Origin of the sequence: Citrobacter sp. Cpo012, assembly GCF_030333015.1 — a bacterium.
Lineage (GTDB): Bacteria > Pseudomonadota > Gammaproteobacteria > Enterobacterales > Enterobacteriaceae > Citrobacter > Citrobacter portucalensis.
Map to the genome: position 1 here is coordinate 1 of NZ_JAOWGR010000036.1, position 22324 is coordinate 22324.

General features: G+C 52.5%; 21 protein-coding genes. 12 read left to right on the forward strand and 9 right to left on the reverse strand.

Annotated features, from left to right (window positions below):
* The first annotated feature begins 762 nt into the window (after nucleotides 1-762).
* On the forward strand, nucleotides 763-2061 hold the full coding sequence (locus OGX90_RS06825; RefSeq protein WP_008785510.1) for an MFS transporter: 1299 nt from the start codon (nucleotides 763-765) through the stop codon (nucleotides 2059-2061).
* Here OGX90_RS06825 and OGX90_RS06830 read toward each other — a convergent pair.
* From OGX90_RS06830 to trxC, 5 genes are all read right to left on the reverse strand, one after another.
* The gene (locus OGX90_RS06830) at nucleotides 2058-2393 is read right to left on the reverse strand and encodes a YfiM family lipoprotein (RefSeq protein WP_008785509.1); all 336 of its coding nucleotides are present in this window, start codon (nucleotides 2391-2393) and stop codon (nucleotides 2058-2060) included. The genes OGX90_RS06825 and OGX90_RS06830 overlap by 4 nt on opposite strands.
* Nucleotides 2394-2425: 32 nt before the next feature.
* Complete coding sequence (gene pssA, locus OGX90_RS06835) at nucleotides 2426-3781, reverse strand: CDP-diacylglycerol--serine O-phosphatidyltransferase (RefSeq protein ID WP_234692717.1); 1356 nt, start codon at nucleotides 3779-3781, stop codon at nucleotides 2426-2428.
* A 114-nt stretch (nucleotides 3782-3895) separates the two neighbouring features.
* On the reverse strand, nucleotides 3896-6556 hold the full coding sequence (locus OGX90_RS06845) for a bifunctional acetate--CoA ligase family protein/GNAT family N-acetyltransferase (RefSeq protein ID WP_032944266.1): 2661 nt from the start codon (nucleotides 6554-6556) through the stop codon (nucleotides 3896-3898).
* A gap of 36 nt (nucleotides 6557-6592) precedes the next feature.
* Nucleotides 6593-7291, reverse strand: a complete 699-nt coding sequence (tapT, locus tag OGX90_RS06850) for a tRNA-uridine aminocarboxypropyltransferase (RefSeq protein ID WP_003835347.1) — start codon at nucleotides 7289-7291, stop codon at nucleotides 6593-6595.
* A 69-nt stretch (nucleotides 7292-7360) separates the two neighbouring features.
* Nucleotides 7361-7780, reverse strand: a complete 420-nt coding sequence (gene trxC / locus OGX90_RS06855; RefSeq protein WP_008785506.1) for a thioredoxin TrxC — start codon at nucleotides 7778-7780, stop codon at nucleotides 7361-7363.
* A gap of 207 nt (nucleotides 7781-7987) precedes the next feature.
* On the opposite strand from trxC, the gene OGX90_RS06860 reads away from it, so the two are divergent.
* Nucleotides 7988-9067, forward strand: a complete 1080-nt coding sequence (locus tag OGX90_RS06860) for a tRNA/rRNA methyltransferase (RefSeq protein ID WP_048234691.1) — start codon at nucleotides 7988-7990, stop codon at nucleotides 9065-9067.
* A 33-nt stretch (nucleotides 9068-9100) separates the two neighbouring features.
* Here the strand turns inward: OGX90_RS06860 and ung are convergent, their stop codons facing one another.
* Nucleotides 9101-9790 carry a uracil-DNA glycosylase gene (gene ung, locus OGX90_RS06865; protein ID WP_060683405.1) on the reverse strand — a complete coding sequence of 230 codons (690 nt, stop codon included), beginning with the start codon at nucleotides 9788-9790 and terminating at the stop codon, nucleotides 9101-9103.
* A gap of 317 nt (nucleotides 9791-10107) precedes the next feature.
* On the opposite strand from ung, the gene grcA reads away from it, so the two are divergent.
* Complete coding sequence (gene grcA, locus OGX90_RS06870) at nucleotides 10108-10491, forward strand: autonomous glycyl radical cofactor GrcA (RefSeq protein WP_003037563.1); 384 nt, start codon at nucleotides 10108-10110, stop codon at nucleotides 10489-10491.
* A gap of 79 nt (nucleotides 10492-10570) precedes the next feature.
* Here grcA and eamB read toward each other — a convergent pair whose 3' ends face one another.
* Nucleotides 10571-11158 carry a cysteine/O-acetylserine transporter gene (gene eamB / locus OGX90_RS06875; protein ID WP_286623399.1) on the reverse strand — a complete coding sequence of 196 codons (588 nt, stop codon included), beginning with the start codon at nucleotides 11156-11158 and terminating at the stop codon, nucleotides 10571-10573.
* A gap of 102 nt (nucleotides 11159-11260) precedes the next feature.
* Between eamB and OGX90_RS06880 the strand changes: the two genes are divergently transcribed.
* The gene (locus OGX90_RS06880) at nucleotides 11261-12157 is read left to right on the forward strand and encodes a LysR family transcriptional regulator (RefSeq protein WP_100247265.1); all 897 of its coding nucleotides are present in this window, start codon (nucleotides 11261-11263) and stop codon (nucleotides 12155-12157) included.
* Between the two features lie 17 nt (nucleotides 12158-12174).
* Here OGX90_RS06880 and srmB read toward each other — a convergent pair whose 3' ends face one another.
* Nucleotides 12175-13503, reverse strand: a complete 1329-nt coding sequence (srmB, locus tag OGX90_RS06885) for an ATP-dependent RNA helicase SrmB (RefSeq protein ID WP_186413090.1) — start codon at nucleotides 13501-13503, stop codon at nucleotides 12175-12177.
* A 130-nt stretch (nucleotides 13504-13633) separates the two neighbouring features.
* Between srmB and trmN the strand changes: the two genes are divergently transcribed.
* Nucleotides 13634-14371 (forward strand): tRNA(1)(Val) (adenine(37)-N(6))-methyltransferase TrmN, encoded by a 738-nt coding sequence (trmN, locus tag OGX90_RS06890; protein WP_186413091.1) that lies wholly within the window; start codon nucleotides 13634-13636, stop codon nucleotides 14369-14371.
* Here trmN and nadB read toward each other — a convergent pair.
* Entirely contained in the window at nucleotides 14356-15978 is a 1623-nt protein-coding gene (gene nadB, locus OGX90_RS06895) for an L-aspartate oxidase (RefSeq protein WP_003037572.1), read from the reverse strand. The two genes, trmN and nadB, sit on opposite strands and share 16 nt — an antisense overlap.
* Nucleotides 15979-16241: 263 nt before the next feature.
* Between nadB and rseD the strand changes: the two genes are divergently transcribed.
* The 7 genes from rseD to lepB all read left to right on the forward strand — a co-directional run bounded on the left by rseD (nucleotide 16242) and on the right by lepB (nucleotide 22137).
* A complete protein-coding gene (rseD, locus tag OGX90_RS06900; protein ID WP_122973798.1) occupies nucleotides 16242-16406 on the forward strand; it encodes a rpoE leader peptide RseD in 165 nt (54 codons plus the stop codon).
* The gene (rpoE, locus tag OGX90_RS06905) at nucleotides 16403-16978 is read left to right on the forward strand and encodes an RNA polymerase sigma factor RpoE (protein ID WP_003037573.1); all 576 of its coding nucleotides are present in this window, start codon (nucleotides 16403-16405) and stop codon (nucleotides 16976-16978) included. Before rseD ends, rpoE begins: the two co-directional genes overlap by 4 nt.
* A gap of 31 nt (nucleotides 16979-17009) precedes the next feature.
* Nucleotides 17010-17660, forward strand: coding sequence for an anti-sigma-E factor RseA (rseA, locus tag OGX90_RS06910; RefSeq protein ID WP_008785497.1), 651 nt, complete (start codon nucleotides 17010-17012; stop codon nucleotides 17658-17660).
* Entirely contained in the window at nucleotides 17660-18616 is a 957-nt protein-coding gene (gene rseB, locus OGX90_RS06915; protein ID WP_003835334.1) for a sigma-E factor regulatory protein RseB, read from the forward strand. The genes rseA and rseB overlap by 1 nt, the downstream gene beginning before the upstream one ends.
* Entirely contained in the window at nucleotides 18613-19077 is a 465-nt protein-coding gene (gene rseC / locus OGX90_RS06920) for a SoxR-reducing system protein RseC (protein ID WP_003037576.1), read from the forward strand. The genes rseB and rseC overlap by 4 nt, the downstream gene beginning before the upstream one ends.
* 270 nt (nucleotides 19078-19347) lie before the next feature.
* Entirely contained in the window at nucleotides 19348-21147 is a 1800-nt protein-coding gene (gene lepA, locus OGX90_RS06925) for a translation elongation factor 4 (RefSeq protein ID WP_003037577.1), read from the forward strand.
* A gap of 15 nt (nucleotides 21148-21162) precedes the next feature.
* Nucleotides 21163-22137, forward strand: coding sequence for a signal peptidase I (gene lepB, locus OGX90_RS06930; protein WP_003835329.1), 975 nt, complete (start codon nucleotides 21163-21165; stop codon nucleotides 22135-22137).
* The last annotated feature ends 187 nt before the right edge of the window (nucleotides 22138-22324 follow it).

Below are 22324 nucleotides of genomic sequence, written 5' to 3' on the forward strand. Positions count from 1 at the left end.
GCATCAAATAAAAGCGAAAGGCTCAGTCGAAAGACTGGGCCTTTTGTTTTATCTGTTGTCTGTCGGTGAGCGCTCTCCTGAGGAGGACAAATCCGCCGGGAGCGGATTTGAACGTTGCGCAGCAACGGCCCGGAGGGTGGCGGGCAGGACGGCCGCCATAAACTGCCAGGCATTAATTTAGTGAAGAAGCCCATCCTGACGGATGGGCTTTTTTGCGTCTGTGCGGAATGAAAACCGCCGGATGCAGCGTGCCGCCTTATCCGGCCTGCAGGGGCCGGGCTGAACGTATTTTGTAGACCTGATAAGCGCAGCGCATCAGGCAACACGGCGGTACATTGCCGGATGCGGCGTACCGCCTTATCCGGCCTACAGGGGCTGGGCTGAACGTATTTTGTAGGCCTGATAAGCGCAGCGCATCAGGCAACGCGGCGGTACATTGCCGGATGCGGCGTACCGCCTTATCCGGCCTACAGGGGCTGGGCTGAACGTATTTTGTAGGCCTGATAAGCGCAGCGCATCAGGCAACGCGGCGGTACATTGCCGGATGCGGCGTAACAGCCTTAATCGACCAACAAAAGCACACTGTCTCGATCTACTACACGGATCTCTCCCTCAGAACATATCTGAATCCTTTCTCTGCTAATTAAAATCGTGATCTTTACCGCACAATAAGATATAACAATTATATAACATTCTATTCACTAAAAAACACACAACCATCATTGATAAATTCACGCGATCGTTGGCAGGGGTACAATTCTAATGGCTGATAGTAGTGTAACTGAGAACGGGGCGCTGGCAGACGGCGATACCCGTCGTCGTATATGGGCGATTGTCGGAGCATCATCAGGGAATCTGGTCGAATGGTTTGATTTCTATATCTATTCATTCTGCTCTCTTTATTTTGCTCATATCTTTTTTCCATCAGGAAATACCACCACACAACTCTTACAAACCGCCGGCGTTTTTGCCGCTGGCTTCTTGATGCGACCAATTGGAGGCTGGCTGTTTGGCCGTATCGCGGATAAGCACGGGCGTAAAAAGTCAATGTTGCTGTCCGTTTGTATGATGTGCATGGGATCGTTGGTGATCGCTTGTCTACCGGGATATGAAACTATCGGTACCTGGGCGCCTGCGCTATTACTGCTGGCAAGGCTATTCCAGGGGTTATCTGTCGGTGGTGAATACGGAACCAGCGCGACCTATATGAGTGAAGTCGCCGTTGAAGGTAAGAAAGGTTTTTATGCTTCATTCCAGTACGTAACGTTAATCGGCGGACAGTTACTGGCATTACTGGTTGTGGTCATATTACAGCACACGTTAGAAGACTCTGCGCTCAGAGAATGGGGTTGGCGTATTCCATTTGCGTTGGGCGCCGTGCTGGCTATTGTTGCGCTATGGTTGCGTCGCCAACTGGATGAAACCTCGAAACAGGATGTTCGCGCGCTGAAAGAAGCGGGTTCCCTGAAAGGTCTGTGGCGTAATCGCAAAGCTTTTGTCATGGTGCTTGGTTTTACCGCCGCGGGATCATTGTGTTTTTATACGTTCACAACCTATATGCAGAAGTACCTGGTTAACACAGCCGGTATGCATGCCAACGTAGCCAGCGGGATTATGACGGCGGCATTGTGTGTGTTCATGCTGGTACAACCGCTGTTCGGCGCCTTGTCAGACAAAATTGGCCGGCGTACTTCAATGCTGTGTTTTGGCGCGTTGGCCGCGATTTTCACCGTTCCCATTCTGACAGCATTGCAAAGCGTAACATCCCCGTATATGGCGTTTGCTCTGGTGATGTGTGCTCTGTTAATCGTCAGTTTCTATACGTCAATTAGCGGTATTCTGAAGGCTGAAATGTTCCCGGCGCAGGTGCGCGCTCTTGGGGTCGGCTTATCTTATGCGGTGGCCAATGCGCTGTTTGGCGGTTCAGCCGAATATGTCGCGTTGTCCCTGAAGTCTGTTGGTATGGAAACGACATTCTTCTGGTACGTCACTGCGCTGGCAGTAGTTGCGTTTTTAGTATCGCTAATGCTGCATGGGAAAGGGAAAGGTCTGCGCCTCTAGTAATGTGCCAGTTGCCAGACCGCATAGCCGGTAGATGCGCCTGCAACATCCCAGGCGAAGTCCTTCCAGCTCCAGCCGCTCCCTGCGGGACGGCTGTCCCATAGCTCTTTTGACGCACCCAGGCTGACTGAGAACATCAGGCCGATAGCCGCACTGCGATCGCGGCTGTTGCCCTGATGTTGGGCATATTCATTGCCGGCTGCGGCAAGCATGGCGGAGGCGATGAAGTGTTGAGCTTTGTCTTGTCCGCTCCACTGGTCGTTAGCCATATGGCTGCAGCCCGAAATGGCAAGGACACTGGTAAGAATGAACAGGCGCACCGTTACCTCCATATGAAAAACCCCGTCACTGGACGGGGTCTTGATTACAGAATACGGCTAATTAATCTGTCTATACGAATACGGCGTAGTCGACGGATGAGCTTACGCACTTTGACTGGATAGTCAGCAATGCTTTGCAGGTCGCGATAGTGCTTAACGACGGTAGTATGCGTACGGATAAGCTCCAGCTCTTTATCGCGCTGAGGGGTGAGCTCTTGCTTAGGATCGTGGATAAGGATGGCGTTTTCCAGATCCAGACGCCAGGCACGAGGGTTAAGGTTGTTGCCGGTGAGCAGCATCCATTTATCATCAACCCACATACCTTTCAGATGATAGGTATTGTCATCATCTTTCCATAAGCGCACGACCAACTGGTCGGTATTCACGTAATACTGCAATCTGCTCAAGAAACGGCGCAGATTTATTTCATACAGATAAGGCAGCGCACCGATGATCTTGAATGGCTCATCTTCCGGGATGAAAAAGTCGTTGGCGGTTTTATCACCGACAATGATTTCAACCTTTTTCCCTTCACGCAGCAGTTGAATGATATTGCGCACCAGTATGGCGGGAAGGTTGAAATAAGGGGTACAGATTGTAAGCTTGTGCTCCGCGCAGGGCATAAGATGGAAAATGGTCTTATTTAACAGACTGGATTTCCCAAGGCCCACCAGAGGCGTAACCGAAAGCTGTTCGTTATCAGCATCACCCTGAAAATGGAATGACGCATCGCGCAGTTCTTGACGGTACAGGCGGATGTCGTTTTTAATTTCTGGGCTTTTAGGGCGGTTCATATCATCAAGACGGTTAACGCCGCGACCGTTCATCAGGTTTTGCGTCACCCAATCGAACATGATATCGGCCATTTGCGCGTTGCGAATCAACTGATAACGGTCATAGCGATATTTATCATGCTGATGCAGGTAAACATCGTTCAGACTGGCCCCGCTGTACAGGACGCTGTCATCAATGATAAAGCCTTTGAAATGCAGGACGCCAAGCGCTTCGCGGGTGTTAATCGGAACGCCATAGACAGGAATATCGATACCAGGGTTTTCTTGCGCCATTCGGCAATACCAGTCAGCATTGGTATTGGATGCCGCAGCACCAATACGACCGCGCTGGGCTCGGTGCCAGTCGACAAGCACCCGGACATCCAGTTCAGGACGCTGCCGTTTTGCCGCATAGAGAGCGTCAAGTATGCCTTTACCACCGTCATCCTGTTCCAGGTACAGCGCAATAATGCAGATCCGTTGCGTCGCGCTGGCTATTTTTTCCAGCAGAGTCTCCCTGAAATTAGCGGGAGCATAAAAGAAATCTACATCATCAACTGACTGAGAAATCTTGGGTAGTTGGGCAAGGTGTTGTTGATGTTTATTACGCTTAAATTTTGACAACATCACAGTGCATTTCTTCTCTGTTCATTGAAGGGTCCTCTGTGCTATGCAGACGACATAAGCGGGCAATGATACCACCAGTACCCATTAATGTGGTCAACATTTCCAGTACCTTACTCACGATTCCTCACATTGGGCCAGATTAAGCGTTAGCCCAACAATTCCCTCTTCGAGCTGGACGTCAACAACAAACCCGAGCTTTCGGGCCAGGGCGACCATCCCACGATTGTTCGGCATCGTAATACCATTCAAACGTATAAGTCCGTGATCTCGAGTATAGGCAATTAATTTTTCCATCAATCGGCGACCCAGTCCAAGCCCTTTGAGATCGGAACGAACCAGTACGGCAAACTCAGCGTCTACGTTATCAGGATCCGAGATTGCTCGCGTTACGCCGAGGATCTCTTCGTGATTATCTTTACAACGCACCGCAACAAAGGCCATTTCCCGATCGTAGTCGATCTGCGTCATATTGGCTAAATCTTCGTGGGTAAATTCGTTGATCTCACTGAAATAGCGATAATAAAGATCTTCTTTTGTCACCTGAGAAATGAACTGCTGAAGATGAGGTTCATCCTCCGGCAAAATGGGGCGGAACAGACAGCGCTCGCCGTTCTTCAACTCCACCCACTCTTCAAGCTGATGAGGGTAGGGACGTACAGCCAGTCTGCTTTCGTTATCTCCCGTGAAAGGGGCAATATCCAGCGTAACGTCCAGCGCGGTAAATTCTCCGGCCGAGGCCAGCAGCGGATGAATATCCAGACGCTGAATTTCCGGGCAATCGACGATCAGGTTGGAGACCTGCACCAGAAGTTGGCTTAACCCGGCGATATCCAAAGGGCGCAGTGCGCTGCGCGCGCGGATCTTTTTATTTTTGATCCCCTGGATCACCAGATAACGCGCCAGATTCATGTTCAATGGCGGCAATGCCACCACGGCTTGCTCTTCCGGTCGCCACTCAACACCACCTTCACCCAGCATAATCAACGGGCCAAATACCGGGTCGTGTTCAACGACAACGCGAAGCTCCTGAGCGCCGGCGCGATTCGCCATACTTTGCACTAATAAGCCGTGAATGCGTGCCTGCGGCCAGGCCATTTTTACCCGATCGAAAATTGCATTGGCGGCCTGCTGCACTTCAGTGGCTGTACGCAGGTAGAGCATCACCCCCTGAACTTCTGATTTATGCGGAATATCAGGAGAACGCAGCTTGAGCGCCACCGGGTAGCCGATTTGCTCCGCGATGTGTACGGCTTCCGCGCTGTCGCTGGCGATCCACGTTGGCAGCGTGTGTAAGCCATAAGCCTGTAAAATCGGCTGCACTTCATGGGTATCAAGCGATGTCGCTCCTTCAGCAATCGCACGCTGTAACAGATTATGCGCTTCGGCGGTGTTGGAGGTCAGGCTGTCAGGCAGCGCAGGCGTTTCTCGTAGCTGCTTCTGGTTTCGCCGATACTCCACCATATGCATAAATGCGGTGATGGTACCTTCCGGCGTGCGGTAGGTGGGCAGTCCGGCTTCGCTAAACAGTCTGCGGGCTTCCTGAGAGGAAAACTCTCCGCACCAGTTGGTCAGCAACGAGACGAATTTTCCTCGGGGGTGATGCTTTACCGCTTCAATCAATGCCAGTGCGCTTTCGGTTCCGGGAGCGGCTGCGCTGGGTGAATGAATCACCATCAGCGCGTCGAAATCCTGGCTGGCGAGCAAAATATCCAGCGTCTTAACGTAGTGTTCGCTGCTGGCGTCATCACGCAGATCCAGCGGGTTGGCGATATCAACATGTTCAGGCAATGCATCGCGTAATTTCTGGCAGGTGTCTTCACTCAACGTCGCCAACTTGCCATTTTTTGACCACAGTTCATCTAATGCCAGTGCGGCAGGCGCGGCCCCATTGCTGATGATCATCAGCCTGTCGCCACGTAGTGGACGCATGTGGCTCAGGGTTTCGACCGCCGAAAACAGCTCGTGAGTGTCTTGCACGCGTAATAAACCGGCACGCTGAATAGCGGCATCCCACGCAGGGTCCATCCCGGCGCTGGTATGCAGTAAACGCTGCGCCGCTGGACTACGACCGCTCTTAATCACCAAAATAGGTTTATTGCGCGAGGCGCTGCGGGCGGCGGAAACAAAGCGTCGGGCATCACTTAAATGCTCGAGATACAGCAATATCGCGCTGGTTTTGCTGTCGCGCGCCAGGTAATCCAGCAGCTCATCAACGTCGATATCCAGGCTATCACCCAGCGCGATAAAGTAAGAAAAGCCCATTTCTCTCTGCTGTGCCCAGTCGAGTATGGTGTTGGATACGGCAGCGGATTGAGAGATAAAAGCCAGCTTGCCGCGCTTAATCGGGACGGGGGAAAAGCTGGCGTTAAGCCCTTGCCAGGGCGCGAGAAGTCCCAGGCTGTTGGGGCCCAGCAAACGTATGTTGTAGCGTGATGCGCAGGCCAGCAGCTCTGCGTGCTGCGCCGCGGGAGCTGAGAGAATAATGCAGGTTTTACAGCCTTTCTCGCCAAGCGCTTCGAGTAACGCCAGGTTACGGCTGGCATTGGTGCACAACACGGCGAGATCCGGGCTAAAGGGCAGGCTGTTGATATTGGGCCATGCCAGTACGCCCAGCACCGCTTTCCATGCGGGCGTCACCGGTAAAACAGGTCCATTGAAACCGCCGGCAAGCAGGTTACGCATCATCAGGTAACCCGCGCGATTAGGCTTCATTGACGCCCCAATCACCGCAATGGATTTCGGTCGCAGTAGTGCTTCCAGACCACGCTGACTCATATCGGCTTCCTTAATGACACCAGTGACCGAATGATTTTAAACGTTTTCTGATGAATCTGCTGTGACGCTTCCCTGATGTTGAGTTTTTCCTGCCAGGTAGCGGGTTTTAAAGCGAGTGAAATGATCGCTTAACCCTTCTGCGGCTTGCGTATCTCCCGCCAGATCCAACAAGGCGATGGCCACTTCAGCAGTGCAATATTGCCCTTCAGCGTGAACGCCACGCAGGTGGTAAGCAGAAAGGCGTGATAAATCAACGGAGATCACCGGTAGGTTATCGAGGTACGGGCTTTTGCGGAACATTTTACGCGCCTCAGGCCAGGTACCGTCGAGCATGATAAACAATGGTGGCTTACCGGCTGGTGGCGTGAAAATCACTTCACGCTCTTCACCCGCATAGGAGGCCGGGAATACAACCATCGGCTGGTAATCCGGATTTTTCACCAGTTCCAGCAGCGCCTGCGGCGGCTCGGTGCGTGACCACTGAAAAGCCGTGGTATCGGGCAGAATATCAGCAATCAAACGCCCCGTGTTGCTGGGCTTCATCGGCTCGGTATCAAACATCACCAGACAAAAGCGACTTTTTGCCTCAGAGGGTGCCAGCGTTGCGCACAAGCAGAGTTTCTGCGGCAGCAGGCAGCGCTGACAGCGGCGAACGCGATTACCTCGGGCAAGGAAAGGACGCGTGGCGCGCGCGAGGCGCTCTGCGCGTAACTGAAGAACAGCGTTATCGGTCATGGGGAAACACGTTGAAAAACGCTATTGTCGCAGAGGTGAAAACGGGGCACAAGATGCGCCCCGTAGAGATTATAATGATTCGTTAAGCCAGCTATCAAATGGGGCTTTTGGTACAGCGCCGTTAAGCATGTCGACAATTTCCCCTTTTTTGAAAATCATAATGGTCGGAATACTGCGGATACCGAAACGGGCGCTGAGTTCACGCTCGGCTTCCGTATTCACTTTAACAAAACGCACTTTACCGCTACGCTCTTCCGCGACATCTTCAAAAATCGGGGCGAAGTTACGACATGGACCACACCAGGGGGCCCAAAAGTCAACGACCACCGGGAGATCGTCTTTTAACAGTTTATCCAGTGTCTCACCGGTCGCATTGATCACCTCCCCATCAAACAGGTCGTGACCACAGCGTCCGCATTTAGCCGCTTCCTGGACACGATCGTCGGGGATGCGGTTGATAGCCTGGCAGCTGGTACAAACGGTATTCATAACTAACCTCTGGATGAGTGGAGTGGACTTCACGGCAGGAACGCCAGTATGTTTCTATTATGTTACATATTATCGGGGAGTCTGTTCTAAACAACAATGCGTTTTATTCAATGAGTACAATAGTCCTTAGCTTTTAAATGAAATAATGGCTAACGACGTGCACATCGGGTAATCTGCGCGCTTCGCGCAGAGCAGGTGGAGAAAAACATGAGCGACGAACTGAAGAACAAAAACGGCAAGGTCAAAGTGATGTACGTCCGCAGTGACGATGACTCGGATAAACGCACCCAAAATCCACGTACTGGCAAAGGCGGCGGTCGCCCCGGTACTTCCCGAGCCGAAGGCGGTCGTCGCCCTGCCCGTGATGACCGAAAGGGTCCGAACAGCGAACGCGGTCGTGAACGTGGTCGTGACCGCGATGTAGAACGTGACCGCAGACGTGAAGATTCACCGTGGCGTACCGTGTCCCGCGCACCGAATGATGACGCAGCGGATAAAGCCGATCACGGCGGTATTAGCGGTAAGAGCTTTATCGATCCTGAAGTATTACGCCGTCAGCGTGCGGAAGAAACCCGCGTTTACGGTGAGAATGCCTGTCAGGCTCTGTTCCAGAGTCGTCCGGACGCCATCGTCCGCGCCTGGTTTGTCCAGAGCGTAACCCCGCGCTTTAAAGAAGCATTACGCTGGATGGCGGCAAACCGCAAAGCCTATCACGTGGTTGACGAAGCCGAGCTGGCGAAAGCCTCTGGCACTGAACACCATGGTGGCGTCTGTTTCCTGATCAAAAAACGTAACGGTACTACCGTTAAGCAGTGGGTCGGTCAGGCAGGGGCGCAGGATTGCGTGCTGGCACTGGAAGATATCGCTAACCCGCATAACCTGGGCGGCATGATGCGTAGCTGCGCGCACTTCGGTGTGAAAGGCGTAGTGGTTCAGGATGCGGCGCTGCTGGAATCAGGTGCGGCCATCCGTACCGCTGAAGGCGGAGCTGAGCACGTTCAGCCGATTACCGGCGACAGCATTGTTGATGTGCTGGACGACTTCCGCCAGGCGGGTTACACGGTTGTGATGACCTCAAGCGCGAAAGGCAAACCGCTGTTTACTACCACGCTGCCGGAAAAAATGGTGCTGGTATTAGGGCGTGAGCGTGAAGCTCTGCCAGAAGCAGCATGCTCAGCCGACGATCTGTGCGTTGCAATTGACGGCACTGGCAAGGTAGAAACGCTCAACGTTTCTGTGGCAACAGGCGTGCTGCTCGCGGAGTGGTGGCGTCAGAACAAAGCCTGATAATAAAAATGCCAGCGAATCGCTGGCATTTTTTTACTCGCTTTCTGCGGGTAATACCGGCATCCAGTCAATTGGCTTTTCACCTCGTTGTTCCAGCCATTCATTCGCCAGTACAAAGTGATTGCAGCCAAAGAAACCGCGATGCGCAGAGAGCGGTGATGGGTGGGGCGCTTTCAACACATGGTGACGCTGCGTATCAATAATCGCGCCTTTCTTCTGTGCGTGAGAACCCCAGAGCAGGAAAACCACGTCTTCCCGATGTTGGTTAATCAGACTGATGACTTTATCGGTAAATGTTTCCCACCCAAGGCTGGCGTGAGAATGTGCCTGGCCGGCGCGGACGGTGAGTACGGTGTTAAGTAACAGTACCCCCTGGCGTGCCCAGCTTTCCAGATATCCGTGCGTTGGGCGCGTGAAACCTGGAATCGTTGCCTCCAGCTCTTTGTACATGTTCAGCAACGAGGGTGGAGTGGCAATGCCGGGGCGAACAGAGAACGCGAGACCGTGTGCCTGGCCTGGACCGTGGTAAGGATCCTGACCCAGGATGACGACTTTCACGTCACCAAGCTCGGTAAAGCGAAAAGCGTTAAACACATCTTTTTGCGGCGGATAAATTGTCATTCCCGATTGACGCTCGCCGGCAACAGTATGCAGTGTGTTAACAAAATAAGGCTGCTGTTTCTCTTCAGCCAGCACATCGTGCCAGGTTAATTCGGTGGCCATCTCGCTCTCCTGCGAATTTTCAATCCCCCTAGCTTAACTGCTTCTTTCGACGTCGCAAAATTCTGTACGTTACTCAATGGTCTACCCCTTAAAGATAGTTGAAAATTTATGTAAAAAGTTTAGCTGCGCACATGGCGTAAGTTGATGTAAAACAATAAAATCCACCTATCACCACTTTCCATGTGTGGTTTTTGTTGATTTAAATCAAAGATTCAAGGGTGTGTGAGGGGTATATATACACTCAAGCAACAATGGTTTTACCAATTGGCCGGATGACGGCCAACCGAGATCAAATAATTTTGCCGGGGAGGCATCAAATGATTACAGGTATCCAGATTACTAAAGCTGCAAACGACGACCTGCTGAACTCTTTCTGGCTGCTGGACAGCGAAAAAGGCGAAGCACGCTGCATCGTTGCGAAAGCAGGTTTCAATGCTGATGAAGTCGTTGCAGTCAGCAAACTGGGCGAAATCGAATACCGTGAAGTACCGGTAGACGTACAGCCGGAAGTCCGCGTGGAAGGTGGTCAGCACCTGAACGTGAACGTTCTGCGTCGCGAAACGCTGGAAGATGCAGTTAAGCATCCGGAAAAATATCCGCAGCTGACCATCCGTGTTTCTGGTTATGCAGTGCGTTTCAACTCTCTGACCCCAGAACAGCAGCGCGACGTTATTGCTCGTACCTTTACTGAGAGCCTGTAAGGCTCACGGGGAATAACCCCGTTTAGTAGAGAATCAAAAAGCGGAAGATGCCAGTGCGTCTTCCGCTTTTTTGCATCTGTTAGTAAAAGATCCTCACCGCGCAATACACCAACAGCAGCGCCAGAATGATATTCAACTGTCGACCGTAACGGCAAAAAACGCGCTGAAAAAGATGGCCCGCCAGCGCCCAGCAGGCATTCCCGAAGGTGCCGATCAGCGCTAACAGAATACTCACCCCAATCAGCCAGTGGGCGTCCTGAGTGTACGGTAATACGAACGTGGATAACGCGGTAATGCCGTACAAAATGATTTTCACGTTAACAAACTGCAAGCCAAAACTTGCCCAGAAGCTAATCGGCTCTGACTGCAATCTATCGTTCGAGGTCGGGCTGGTGGCGATCTTCAGCGCCAGCCACAGGATATAAGCGGCCCCAGCCCAACTAAGCCAATGGATGATGGCTGGCTCCATGACCGCCAGTGAAAATGAAATCCCGGCGCACATCATCATGACGATTAAAAAGCCCAGACTCATTCCGGCCAGTACGCGTGTACTCTGACGAAAACCGTGTGACGTCGCGGCGCTGAGCGCAAGGATGTTGTTTGGTCCGGGGGTTAGCGCGGTAATCAATGTATAGGTCCAGAATGCACTTAAAAGCGTGGGGGTCACTTGTTATCTCCTCTGTTTTGGTAGACAGTACCCGAGGCAAAACATTAAAAAAAATGAATGTTTTTGCATTCTGAGTTCGATATTTTCGATGGGTTGGTGCGGATGGATTTACGTCGGTTTATTACGCTAAAAACGGTGGTGGAAGAGGGTTCATTTCTGCGGGCATCACAAAAACTGTGCTGTACGCAATCAACGGTTACCTTTCATATTCAACAGCTTGAGCAAGAGCTTTCGGTGCAGTTGTTTGAAAAAATTGGTCGCCGGATGTGTCTCACCAGTGAGGGAAAACGGCTGATGCCGCATATCCATGACCTGACGCGCGTGATGGCATCGATTCGACAGTCGGCACATCAGGATGCGCAGCCGAGCGGCGATCTACGTGTCGCAACAGGTGAAACGCTGCTGGCGTATAAAATGCCGCAGGTTTTACAGCGATTTAAACAACGTGCGCCCCATGTGCGGCTGTCTTTACAGTCGCTGAATTGTTATGTCATTCGCGATGCATTGCTCAGTGATGATGTTGATCTGGGGGTCTTTTATCGGGTGGGTAATGACGATGCCCTGGAGTTGATGCCGCTTGGCGATCAGTCACTGGCATTAGTTGCTTCGCCACTGCTTCAGCACGTTGATTTTACTCAGCATAACCAGCACATTCCCTGCAGTTTTATCATTAATGAGCCGCAATGTATTTTCAGACAACGCTTCGAGGGGCTACTGCGTAAACGACAGATTACGCTGGAAAATACCATTGAGTTATGGAGCATTGAAAGTATTAAGCAGTGCGTATCGGCAAATCTTGGGATCAGCTTTTTGCCGCATTTTGCCGTCGAGAAGGAGTTACGTTCAGGGGAGTTGATTGAATTACCGTTCAGTGAACAACCTGAGTTAATTACGGCATTGTGTGGTTATCATGCCGGAAAAGTCGTTAGCCCGGCGATGCGGGTGTTTCTTGAGTGCATAGAAGAGAGTTTTGCATCACGTGAAAAAATGCCGGGCTAAATGGCCCGGCATTCGGTTTACTCTTTGTCGGACTGCTGGGTAGCAGCGCCGCTCGGCTTACGACGTTTGCCGATATTTTTGGCGTCGCGGTGACGTTTTTTCACCCGCGGCTTCTCTTTCTCTTTCGCCTTTTTCTCAGCGCGCTTCGCCAGCACTTTCTTGGATGGCTTACCGTTAGATTTCTCACTTGGCGCGCGCGTGGTTGGACGCAGTTCGTCAATGACGCGAGCTTTCAGCGGTTCGTCAATATAGCGGCTCGCTTTGCCGAGCAGCAGGTGGTCGTGCGCTTCAACCAAAGAGATCGCAGTGCCTTTACGGCCAGCACGACCGGTACGGCCAATACGGTGTAGGTAGGCATCGCCACTGCGCGGCATGTCGAAGTTAAACACGTGGCTGACGTCAGGAATATCGATCCCGCGAGCGGCAACGTCGGTTGCTACCAGCACGTTCACACGACCATCGGTCAGGCGTTTGATCGCTTCGTTACGTTTGTTCTGCACCATCTCGCCTTCGAGATAGCAGTTATTAATGCCCGCCTGGCGCAGCCAGCCTGCCAGTTCGTGCACACGCTCACGTTTGCGTACGAAGACAATCGAGCGAGTCGCTTCCGGCTGTTTTAACAGGTGGATCAGCATGGCAGTTTTGTGCTCGATGTCATCGGCACGGTAGTAAAACTGATGGATCTTCTTGCGTTCACGGGTGGACGGATCCGCTGAGACTTCGACCGGGTCTTCCAACAGACGCTCGGCAAAATCTTTAATCGCATCGCCTTCCAGCGTGGCGGAAAACAGCATGGTTTGCTTACGCCAGCGTGTTTCACCGGCGATATGCTCGATGTCCTGGGCAAAGCCCATGTCCAGCATACGGTCTGCTTCATCGAGAATTAGCGTTTCAACCGCATGGCAGTCGAAGTTTTCTTCTTTAATGTATTGCAGCAGACGACCCGTGGTGGCGACCACGATGTCCTGGTTTTCGCTAAAGACTTCCATGTGGTTCATGTAAGCCACGCCGCCGGTAATCGTAGCGATATCCAGATGCGTATTCTTCGCCAGTTCACGAGCGTGTTCGGCAACCTGCATCGCCAGTTCGCGCGTTGGCGTCAGGATTAAAATGCGCGGCGGACCAGATTTCTTGCGCGGGAAGTCGAGCAGGTGCTGCAACGCTGGCAGCAAATATGCCGCCGTTTTACCGGTGCCTGTCGGCGCAGAACCGAGTACATCACGGCCATCGAGCGCAGGCGGAATGGCGGCAGCCTGAATGGCGGTCGGGCGAGTGAAACCTTTTTCATGGAGGGCATCCAGAAGGCTTTCATCGAGTTCAAGTTCGGAAAAAGTCGTTACAGTCATGTTCTACCTCTGAGTGGGGCGCTGATTATAGACGTTACGGCTGCAATCTTCATCTGTTTGTATGGATATACCTTCTCAGGTATTGTTTTTATCCTATGTTATCGTTTTTTTTCCAGGAAGGTTGTTCTTCATGCCCCAGTCTACATCCGTACTGAGACGTAATGGATTTACTTTTAAGCAGTTTTTTGTGGCACACGATCGCTGTGCAATGAAAGTTGGAACAGACGGCATTTTATTGGGGGCCTGGGCCCCCGTTGTGGGCGTAAAGCGGATCCTGGATATTGGTACCGGGAGTGGCCTGTTGGCGCTGATGTTGGCCCAGCGCACTGATGAAAACGTCATCATTGACGCCGTGGAGCTTGATGTCGATGCCGCGCAGCAGGCGCAGGAGAACATCGCGCAATCTCCGTGGATGCATCGCGTGAGTGTTCATACAGAAGATGCACAGCAGTGGATACCGCGTCAGACCGTGCGTTTTGATTTGATAATCAGCAACCCTCCCTATTATGAACAGGGCGTGGAATGTGCTACGCCGCAGCGCGAGCAGGCGCGCTATACCACCACGCTCGATCACCAGGCGTTGCTTACGCTGGCGGCGGACAGCATTACGGAGGAAGGTTTTTTTTGTGTCGTGCTGCCGGAACAGATTGGGAACGCGTTTACCCAGCAGGCATTAAGTATGGGCTGGCATCTGCGATTACGTACGGATGTAGCAGAAACGGAAGCCCGACTACCGCATCGGGTATTGCTGGCATTTTCCCCGCAGGCCGGGGAGTGCTTTAGCGACAGGCTGGTGATTCGTGGGCCAGACCAACGTTACTCTGAAGGTTATACGGCGCTGACCCAGGCGTTTTACCTGTTTATGTGATGACTTAGCGGCGAGAGAATGGACGGGCCGGCTTCTGGAAGCTGCTCTGGGTAATCCAGCGTGTAGTGCAGGCCCCGACTCTCTTTGCGCATCATTGCGCAGCGGACAATCAACTCGGCAACCTGCACCAGGTTACGCAGTTCCAGCAAATTGTTCGACACGCGGAAATGGGCGTAATACTCGTCGATTTCCTGTTGCAGCATGGTGATACGGCGCAGAGCGCGCTCCAGGCGCTTGGTCGTACGCACAATACCGACGTAATCCCACATAAACAGCCGCAGCTCATGCCAGTTATGCTGGATAACAACCAACTCATCCGGATTTTCTACCCGGCTTTCATCCCAGCCCGGGAGCGTGCTAACGCCGCGAGCATAAGGCATGCGCCTGTCGATATCTTCAGCCGCGGACCAGCCATAAACCAGACACTCCAGCAATGAGTTCGATGCCATCCGGTTGGCACCATGCAGGCCGGTGTAACTCACCTCGCCGATCGCATACAGCCCGTCGACATCGGTACGGCCAAAGTCATCCACCATCACACCGCCGCAGGTATAGTGCGCGGCAGGCACGATGGGAACCGGCTCTTTGGTTAAATCAATGCCCAATCCCAGCAACTTTTCATAAATCATCGGGAAATGCTGACGAACAAATTCTTCCGGCTTATGGCTGATATCGAGGAACATGCAATCTGCACCAAGGCGCTTCATTTCATGATCAATGGCGCGGGCGACAATATCGCGGGGAGCCAGTTCGCCACGTTCGTCAAAATCGGGCATAAAGCGTGAACCGTCCGGGCGCTTCAGGTGCGCGCCTTCGCCGCGCAGCGCTTCGGTCAGCAGAAAATTGCGTGCCTGCGGATGATACAGCGCAGTCGGGTGAAACTGGTTAAACTCCAGGTTGGCGACGCGGCATCCCGCGCGCCAGGCCATTGCAATCCCGTCACCCGAGGAAATATCCGGATTGGTGGTGTATTGATACACCTTTGACGCGCCGCCGGTGGCCAACACTACCGACTTCGCATGGCAGGTTTCGACGGCTTCTTTATTACGATTCCAGATCCATGCGCCGACAACCCGACGCGTTCCCGGCAGACCTATTTTATCGGAGACAATCAGGTCGACGGCGTTGCTACGCTCAAGAACCCGGATATTGGGGTGATTTTGTGCCTGGCTGACGAGGGTGGTTTCGACTTCTTTGCCGGTAGCATCCGCAGCGTGCAGGATGCGTCGATGGCTGTGACCGCCTTCACGGGTCAGGTGATAGCTCTCTTCGCCGTTAGGCTGAACCTGTGTATCGAATAAGACGCCCTGATCGATAAGCCATTGAACGCAGGTGCGAGCATTGCTGGCGACAAATTCAACCGCATGGCGATCGCACAGCCCGGCCCCGGCAATCAGCGTATCTTCAACGTGGGAGTCGATACTGTCGGTTTCATCGAAAACCGCGGCAATACCCCCCTGGGCATAAAATGTCGAGCCTTCGCTGACCGGCCCTTTGCTCAGGACAATAACCTGATGTTTTTCAGCCAGGCGCAGCGCCAGTGAGAGTCCGGCAGCCCCGCTGCCAATGATCAGCACGTCACAGGATAATTCAGGAGTCGTATTCATGATGTTTGTTTAATTTACTAAACAGTGTTTGGTCACCATAGCATCACATTGCGCGATACTGCACGTTTTATTTTTAAATGTGTTGCAATGACTAAACATGAAGGAAAAGCATGATGAGGGCGAAATAGGCAAAAATATTTTGTGAAGCAGGCCGTTAGCATCAGATTATGTGATGAAATAAAGTGCCCGTTGGGTTACTCTGCAAGCGGTGAAATGGGCATTTCTGTACAGATAGTGCGTTGATCGGGTTATGTAGACTTATAATGAGAGATAAGACCTGTCTACAACATGACAAACAAAAAACAATGCGTAACGGAACTTTACGAAACTTGAGCACTCTAAGCATTTGCTTGCTCATAGTGAAGCTGATGGAGTGGCGTTTCGAAAGCGCGTGGAAATTTGGTTTGGGGAGACTTTACCTCGGATGAGCGAGCAGTTAACGGACCAGGTCCTGGTAGAACGGGTCCAGAAGGGAGATCAGAAAGCCTTTAACCTACTGGTAGTGCGCTATCAGCATAAGGTGGCGAGTCTGGTTTCTCGCTATGTACCGTCGGGTGATGTACCCGATGTAGTACAAGAAGCATTTATCAAAGCCTATCGTGCGCTGGACTCGTTCCGGGGAGATAGTGCTTTTTATACCTGGCTGTATCGTATTGCAGTCAATACAGCGAAGAATTACCTGGTCGCTCAGGGGCGTCGTCCACCTTCCAGTGATATAGATGCGATTGAAGCAGAAAATTACGAAAGTGGCGGAGCACTGAAAGAAATTTCGAACCCTGAGAACTTAATGTTGTCAGAAGAACTGAGACAGATAGTTTTCCGAACTATTGAGTCCCTCCCGGAAGATTTACGCATGGCAATAACCTTGCGGGAGCTGGATGGCCTGAGCTATGAAGAGATAGCCGCTATCATGGATTGTCCGGTAGGTACGGTGCGTTCACGTATCTTCCGAGCGAGGGAAGCTATTGATAATAAAGTTCAACCGCTTATCAGGCGTTGACGATAGCGGGATACTGGAAAAGGTATTAGGCATGCAGAAAGAGAAACTTTCCGCTTTAATGGATGGCGAAACGCTGGATACTGAGTTACTCAAAGAGCTAACTCACGACCCGGAAATGCAAAAAACCTGGGAGAGTTATCACCTGATTCGCGATTCCATGCGAGGTGATACCGCCGACGTTCTCCATTTCGATATTTCCGCCCGCGTAATGGCCGCCATCCAGGATGAGCCAGTACGTCAGACGGCGCCATTGATTCCTGAGGCCCAGCCAGCACCGCACCAGTGGCAGAAAATGCCATTCTGGAAGAAAATGCGTCCGTGGGCCGCGCAGCTTACCCAAATGGGTGTGGCCGCGTGCGTATCACTTGCAGTTATCGTTGGCGTCCAGCACTATAATGGACAATCTGAAACGTCCCAGCAGCCCGAAACACCGGTATTTAATACATTACCGATGATGGGCAAAGCCAGTCCGGTAAGCCTGGGTGTACCTTCTGACGCGACGGCCAGCGGCGGTCAACAACAGCAGGTACAGGAGCAGCGTCGTCGTATTAATGCCATGTTGCAGGATTACGAATTGCAACGTCGACTGCACTCTGAACAGCTTCAGTTTGAGCAGGCCCAAACACAGCAAGCCGCTGTGCAGGTGCCAGGAATTCAAACTTTAGGAACGCAATCGCAGTAATGAAGCAACTTTGGTTTGCCATGTCACTTGTGGCTGGTAGCCTGTTCTTCTCTGTAAACGCCTCGGCCAATCCTGCGTCCGGGGCTTTGTTGCAGCAGATGAATCTGGCCAGCCAGTCGCTAACCTATGAGCTGTCATTTGTCAGCATTAATAAGCAGGGTGTTGAATCCCTACGTTATCGTCATGCCCGCCAGGATAACCGTCCACTCGCGCAACTATTACAAATGGATGGACCGCGCCGGGAAGTTGTGCAACGCGGCAACGAAATTAGCTATTTTGAGCCTGGTCTCGAACCGTTCACGCTGAACGGCGATTATATCGTTGACTCTCTGCCATCCCTGATTTACACCGATTTCAAACGCCTTGCTCCCTACTATGATTTTATCTCAGTAGGCCGCACCCGTATTGCCGATCGGCTCTGTGAAGTGATCCGCGTTGTGGCGCGTGACGGCACCCGTTACAGCTATATCGTTTGGATGGACACGGAGACCAAACTGCCAATGCGTGTCGATCTCCTCGATCGTGATGGCGAAACGCTGGAACAGTTCCGTGTGATCTCCTTTACCGTGAATAACGGTGTTAGCGACAGCATGCAGACGTTAGCAAAAGCGAATTTACCACCGTTGCTGTCGGTTCCTGCAGGCGAGAAAACCAACTTCAACTGGAGTCCGTCGTGGTTGCCACAAGGTTTCAGTGAGGTCTCAAGCAGTCGACGTCCGCTGCCGACGATGGATAACATGCCGATTGAATCACGCCTTTATTCTGATGGCCTGTTTAGTTTCTCCGTGAACGTAAACCGTGCGACGCAGAACAGCGCCGATCAACTGCTGCGTACTGGCCGCAGAACGGTCAGCACCAGCGTGCGTGATAACGCGGAAATTACGATTGTGGGCGAGCTTCCACCACAAACGGCGAAGCGTATCGCGGACAATATCAAGTTCAGGGCAGCACAATGATTAAAGAGTGGGCGACGGTCGTCTCCTGGCAAAATGGTCTGGCGACGGTCAGTTGTGATGTTAAAGCATCATGTAGCAGCTGTGCTTCCCGGGCCGGATGCGGGAGCCGCGTACTGAACAAACTGGGACCACAGACCACACACACTATCGTGGTGCCCTGCGACGAACCCTTGACCCCTGGTCAAAAAGTTGAACTGGGCATTGCCGAAGGTAGCCTGCTGGGTTCGGCGATGCTGGTCTACATGTCTCCGTTGGCGGGACTGTTTCTTTTCGCGGCGCTGTTCCAGGTGCTGTTTGGTTCCGATCTTGCGGCATTAAGCGGCGCAGTGCTGGGGGGCGTGGGCGGATTCCTGATTGCTCGTGGATACTCTCGTAAGCTTGCTGAGCGCGAAGCCTGGCAGCCGGTCATTCTGAACGTTGCTCTCCCACCCGATCTTATTCGCGTCGAAACCCAGCAGTGATATTTTTGCCTGATGGCGTTGCGCTTATCAGGTCTACAGCGTGCTCAGATGCAGGCGTAGGCCGGATAAGGCGTTTATGCCGCCATCCGGCAAAAGTTTCACCGACTTTGCAAGGTTGTTTCCAGTTCCCGCTATCCTTGCTCTATGAACGTTTCCTCGCCTCAGCGTTGTAGTGTAGAATGCGGCGTTTCACTTAAACAGACGTTAAGCTCAGATCAGCGACTTCTCAGAGTCTGCTCCGGCGGGCGTAAGGCACAATAATTACACTATATGAAGAACATACGTAACTTTTCAATCATAGCTCACATCGACCACGGTAAATCGACGCTGTCTGACCGTATTATCCAGATCTGCGGTGGCCTGTCTGACCGTGAAATGGAAGCGCAGGTTCTCGACTCGATGGATCTTGAGCGTGAGCGCGGTATTACTATCAAAGCGCAGAGCGTGACGCTCGATTTCAAAGCATCTGATGGTGAAACCTATCAGCTTAACTTTATCGACACCCCGGGCCACGTTGACTTCTCGTATGAAGTTTCCCGCTCGCTTGCTGCCTGTGAAGGCGCATTGCTGGTTGTTGATGCCGGACAGGGCGTAGAAGCGCAGACCCTGGCTAACTGCTATACCGCCATGGAAATGGATCTGGAAGTAGTACCGGTACTGAATAAAATTGACCTGCCAGCCGCCGATCCTGAACGCGTAGCGGAAGAGATCGAAGATATCGTCGGTATCGATGCGACAGATGCCGTTCGCTGCTCGGCGAAAACCGGCGTTGGCGTCACTGACGTTCTTGAACGTCTGGTACGCGACATTCCGCCGCCGGAAGGCGATCCGGAAGGCCCATTGCAGGCGCTGATCATCGACTCCTGGTTCGATAACTACCTTGGCGTGGTGTCACTGGTGCGTATTAAAAACGGCACCATGCGTAAAGGCGACAAAATTAAAGTAATGAGCACCGGTCAGGTCTATAACGCTGACCGTCTGGGCATCTTCACGCCAAAACAGGTTGACCGTACCGAGCTGAAATGCGGCGAGGTAGGTTGGTTGGTTTGTGCGATTAAAGACATCCTCGGCGCACCGGTTGGCGATACCCTGACGCAGGCGCGTAACCCGGCAGACAAACCGCTGCCAGGCTTTAAAAAAGTGAAGCCGCAGGTTTACGCCGGTCTGTTCCCGGTGAGCTCTGACGACTATGAAAACTTCCGTGACGCGCTTGGCAAACTGAGCCTGAACGACGCCTCCCTGTTCTACGAACCGGAAAGCTCTACCGCGCTGGGCTTCGGCTTCCGTTGTGGCTTCCTTGGTCTGCTGCACATGGAGATCATTCAGGAACGTCTGGAGCGTGAATACGATCTGGATCTGATCACCACCGCGCCGACCGTAGTCTACGAAGTCGAAACCACGGCAAAAGAGACTATCTACGTCGATAGCCCGTCCAAGCTGCCGCCGCTGAACAACATCTACGAACTGCGTGAGCCGATCGCTGAGTGTCACATGCTGCTGCCGCAGGCTTACCTTGGCAACGTCATCACCCTGTGTATCGAGAAGCGTGGCGTCCAGACCAACATGGTTTACCACGGTAACCAGGTGGCGCTGACGTATGAGATTCCAATGGCGGAAGTCGTACTCGATTTCTTCGACCGTCTGAAGTCGACCTCTCGCGGCTACGCGTCGCTGGACTATAACTTCAAACGCTTCCAGGCGTCTGACATGGTGCGTGTTGATGTCCTTATCAACAACGAACGTGTCGATGCGCTGGCGCTGATTACCCACCGCGACAACTCCCAGAGCCGTGGCCGTGAACTGGTTGAGAAGATGAAAGATCTGATCCCTCGCCAGCAGTTTGATATCGCGATCCAGGCGGCCATTGGTACGCACATCATCGCGCGTTCAACGGTTAAGCAGCTGCGTAAAAACGTTCTGGCGAAATGCTACGGTGGCGATATCAGCCGTAAGAAAAAGCTGCTGCAAAAACAGAAAGAGGGTAAAAAGCGCATGAAGCAGATCGGTAACGTCGAACTGCCGCAGGAAGCGTTCCTCGCCATTCTGCATGTCGGTAAAGACAGCAAATAATCTTAAGGAGTTGGCATGGCGAACATGTTTGCCCTGATTCTGGTGATTGCCACACTGGTGACGGGCATTTTATGGTGCGTAGATAAATTCATCTTCGCGCCAAAGCGCCGGGAGCGTCAGGCAGCAGCGCAAGCTGCTGCAGGTGATTCACTGGATAAAGCTACGCTGAAAAAAGTGGCACCTAAGCCAGGCTGGCTGGAAACCGGGGCGTCCGTTTTCCCGGTACTGGCGATTGTGCTGGTGGTGCGTTCATTTATCTATGAACCATTCCAGATCCCGTCAGGTTCGATGATGCCGACGCTGCTTATCGGTGACTTTATCCTGGTGGAGAAATTCGCCTACGGGATTAAAGATCCGATTTACCAGAAAACGTTGATCGAAACCGGTCATCCGAAACGCGGTGATATCGTGGTGTTTAAATACCCGGAAGATCCGCGTCTGGACTACATTAAACGTGCTGTCGGTTTACCGGGAGACAAAGTAACGTACGATCCAGTGGCGAAAGAGGTGACTATTCAGCCTGGATGCCGTTCCGGTCAGGCGTGTGAAAACGCGCTGCCGGTAACGTACTCTGATGTTCAGCCAAGTGATTTTGTACAGACCTTTGCTCGTCGTAACGGCGGTGAAGCGACCAGCGGCTTCTTTGAAGTTCCGCTGAACGAAACGAAAGAGAACGGTATTCGCCTTTCTGAGCGTAAAGAAACGCTGGGTGAGGTTACGCACCGCATTCTGACCGTGCCGATTGCGCAGGATCAGGTGGGGATGTATTACCGTCAACCTGGTCAGCCGTTGGCAACATGGATCGTTCCGCCGGGACACTACTTCATGATGGGTGATAACCGTGATAACAGCGCGGACAGCCGTTACTGGGGATTTGTACCGGAAGCGAATCTGGTTGGTAAAGCGACCGCTATCTGGATGAGTTTCGATAAGCAAGAAGGTGAATGGCCGACCGGTGTGCGTTTAAGCCGTATTGGTGGCATTCACTAATCACCGATAATCGTTCACGTTGTCGTCATTACGGCGGCAGCGTGAATTATTTCTCGGATAAATTCCCGCAGACTAACGACATCCCTTGTCGTTGTGTATAGAATATTCCCCCGAAGTTTTAGGTTGGCACCGACAGGTTGCCACGGCACACGAAACAGCGTTGGTTTGTATACAAAAGCATGCAGGC

Coding starts and splice junctions, on each gene's coding strand:
- OGX90_RS06860 (WP_048234691.1), top strand. CDS start 7,988: ATGAGCGACGAACTGAAGAACAAAAACGGCAAGGTCAAAGTGATGTAC.
- OGX90_RS06830 (WP_008785509.1), bottom strand. CDS start 2,393: ATGGAGGTAACGGTGCGCCTGTTCATTCTTACCAGTGTCCTTGCCATT.
- rseC (WP_003037576.1), top strand. CDS start 18,613: ATGATTAAAGAGTGGGCGACGGTCGTCTCCTGGCAAAATGGTCTGGCG.
- grcA (WP_003037563.1), top strand. CDS start 10,108: ATGATTACAGGTATCCAGATTACTAAAGCTGCAAACGACGACCTGCTG.
- tapT (WP_003835347.1), bottom strand. CDS start 7,291: ATGACCGATAACGCTGTTCTTCAGTTACGCGCAGAGCGCCTCGCGCGC.
- nadB (WP_003037572.1), bottom strand. CDS start 15,978: ATGAATACGACTCCTGAATTATCCTGTGACGTGCTGATCATTGGCAGC.
- pssA (WP_234692717.1), bottom strand. CDS start 3,781: ATGTTGTCAAAATTTAAGCGTAATAAACATCAACAACACCTTGCCCAA.
- OGX90_RS06880 (WP_100247265.1), top strand. CDS start 11,261: ATGGATTTACGTCGGTTTATTACGCTAAAAACGGTGGTGGAAGAGGGT.
- rseA (WP_008785497.1), top strand. CDS start 17,010: ATGCAGAAAGAGAAACTTTCCGCTTTAATGGATGGCGAAACGCTGGAT.
- lepA (WP_003037577.1), top strand. CDS start 19,348: ATGAAGAACATACGTAACTTTTCAATCATAGCTCACATCGACCACGGT.
- rseD (WP_122973798.1), top strand. CDS start 16,242: ATGAGAGATAAGACCTGTCTACAACATGACAAACAAAAAACAATGCGT.
- ung (WP_060683405.1), bottom strand. CDS start 9,790: ATGGCCACCGAATTAACCTGGCACGATGTGCTGGCTGAAGAGAAACAG.
- OGX90_RS06845 (WP_032944266.1), bottom strand. CDS start 6,556: ATGAGTCAGCGTGGTCTGGAAGCACTACTGCGACCGAAATCCATTGCG.
- rseB (WP_003835334.1), top strand. CDS start 17,660: ATGAAGCAACTTTGGTTTGCCATGTCACTTGTGGCTGGTAGCCTGTTC.
- rpoE (WP_003037573.1), top strand. CDS start 16,403: ATGAGCGAGCAGTTAACGGACCAGGTCCTGGTAGAACGGGTCCAGAAG.
- trmN (WP_186413091.1), top strand. CDS start 13,634: ATGCCCCAGTCTACATCCGTACTGAGACGTAATGGATTTACTTTTAAG.
- srmB (WP_186413090.1), bottom strand. CDS start 13,503: ATGACTGTAACGACTTTTTCCGAACTTGAACTCGATGAAAGCCTTCTG.
- trxC (WP_008785506.1), bottom strand. CDS start 7,780: ATGAATACCGTTTGTACCAGCTGCCAGGCTATCAACCGCATCCCCGAC.
- OGX90_RS06825 (WP_008785510.1), top strand. CDS start 763: ATGGCTGATAGTAGTGTAACTGAGAACGGGGCGCTGGCAGACGGCGAT.
- lepB (WP_003835329.1), top strand. CDS start 21,163: ATGGCGAACATGTTTGCCCTGATTCTGGTGATTGCCACACTGGTGACG.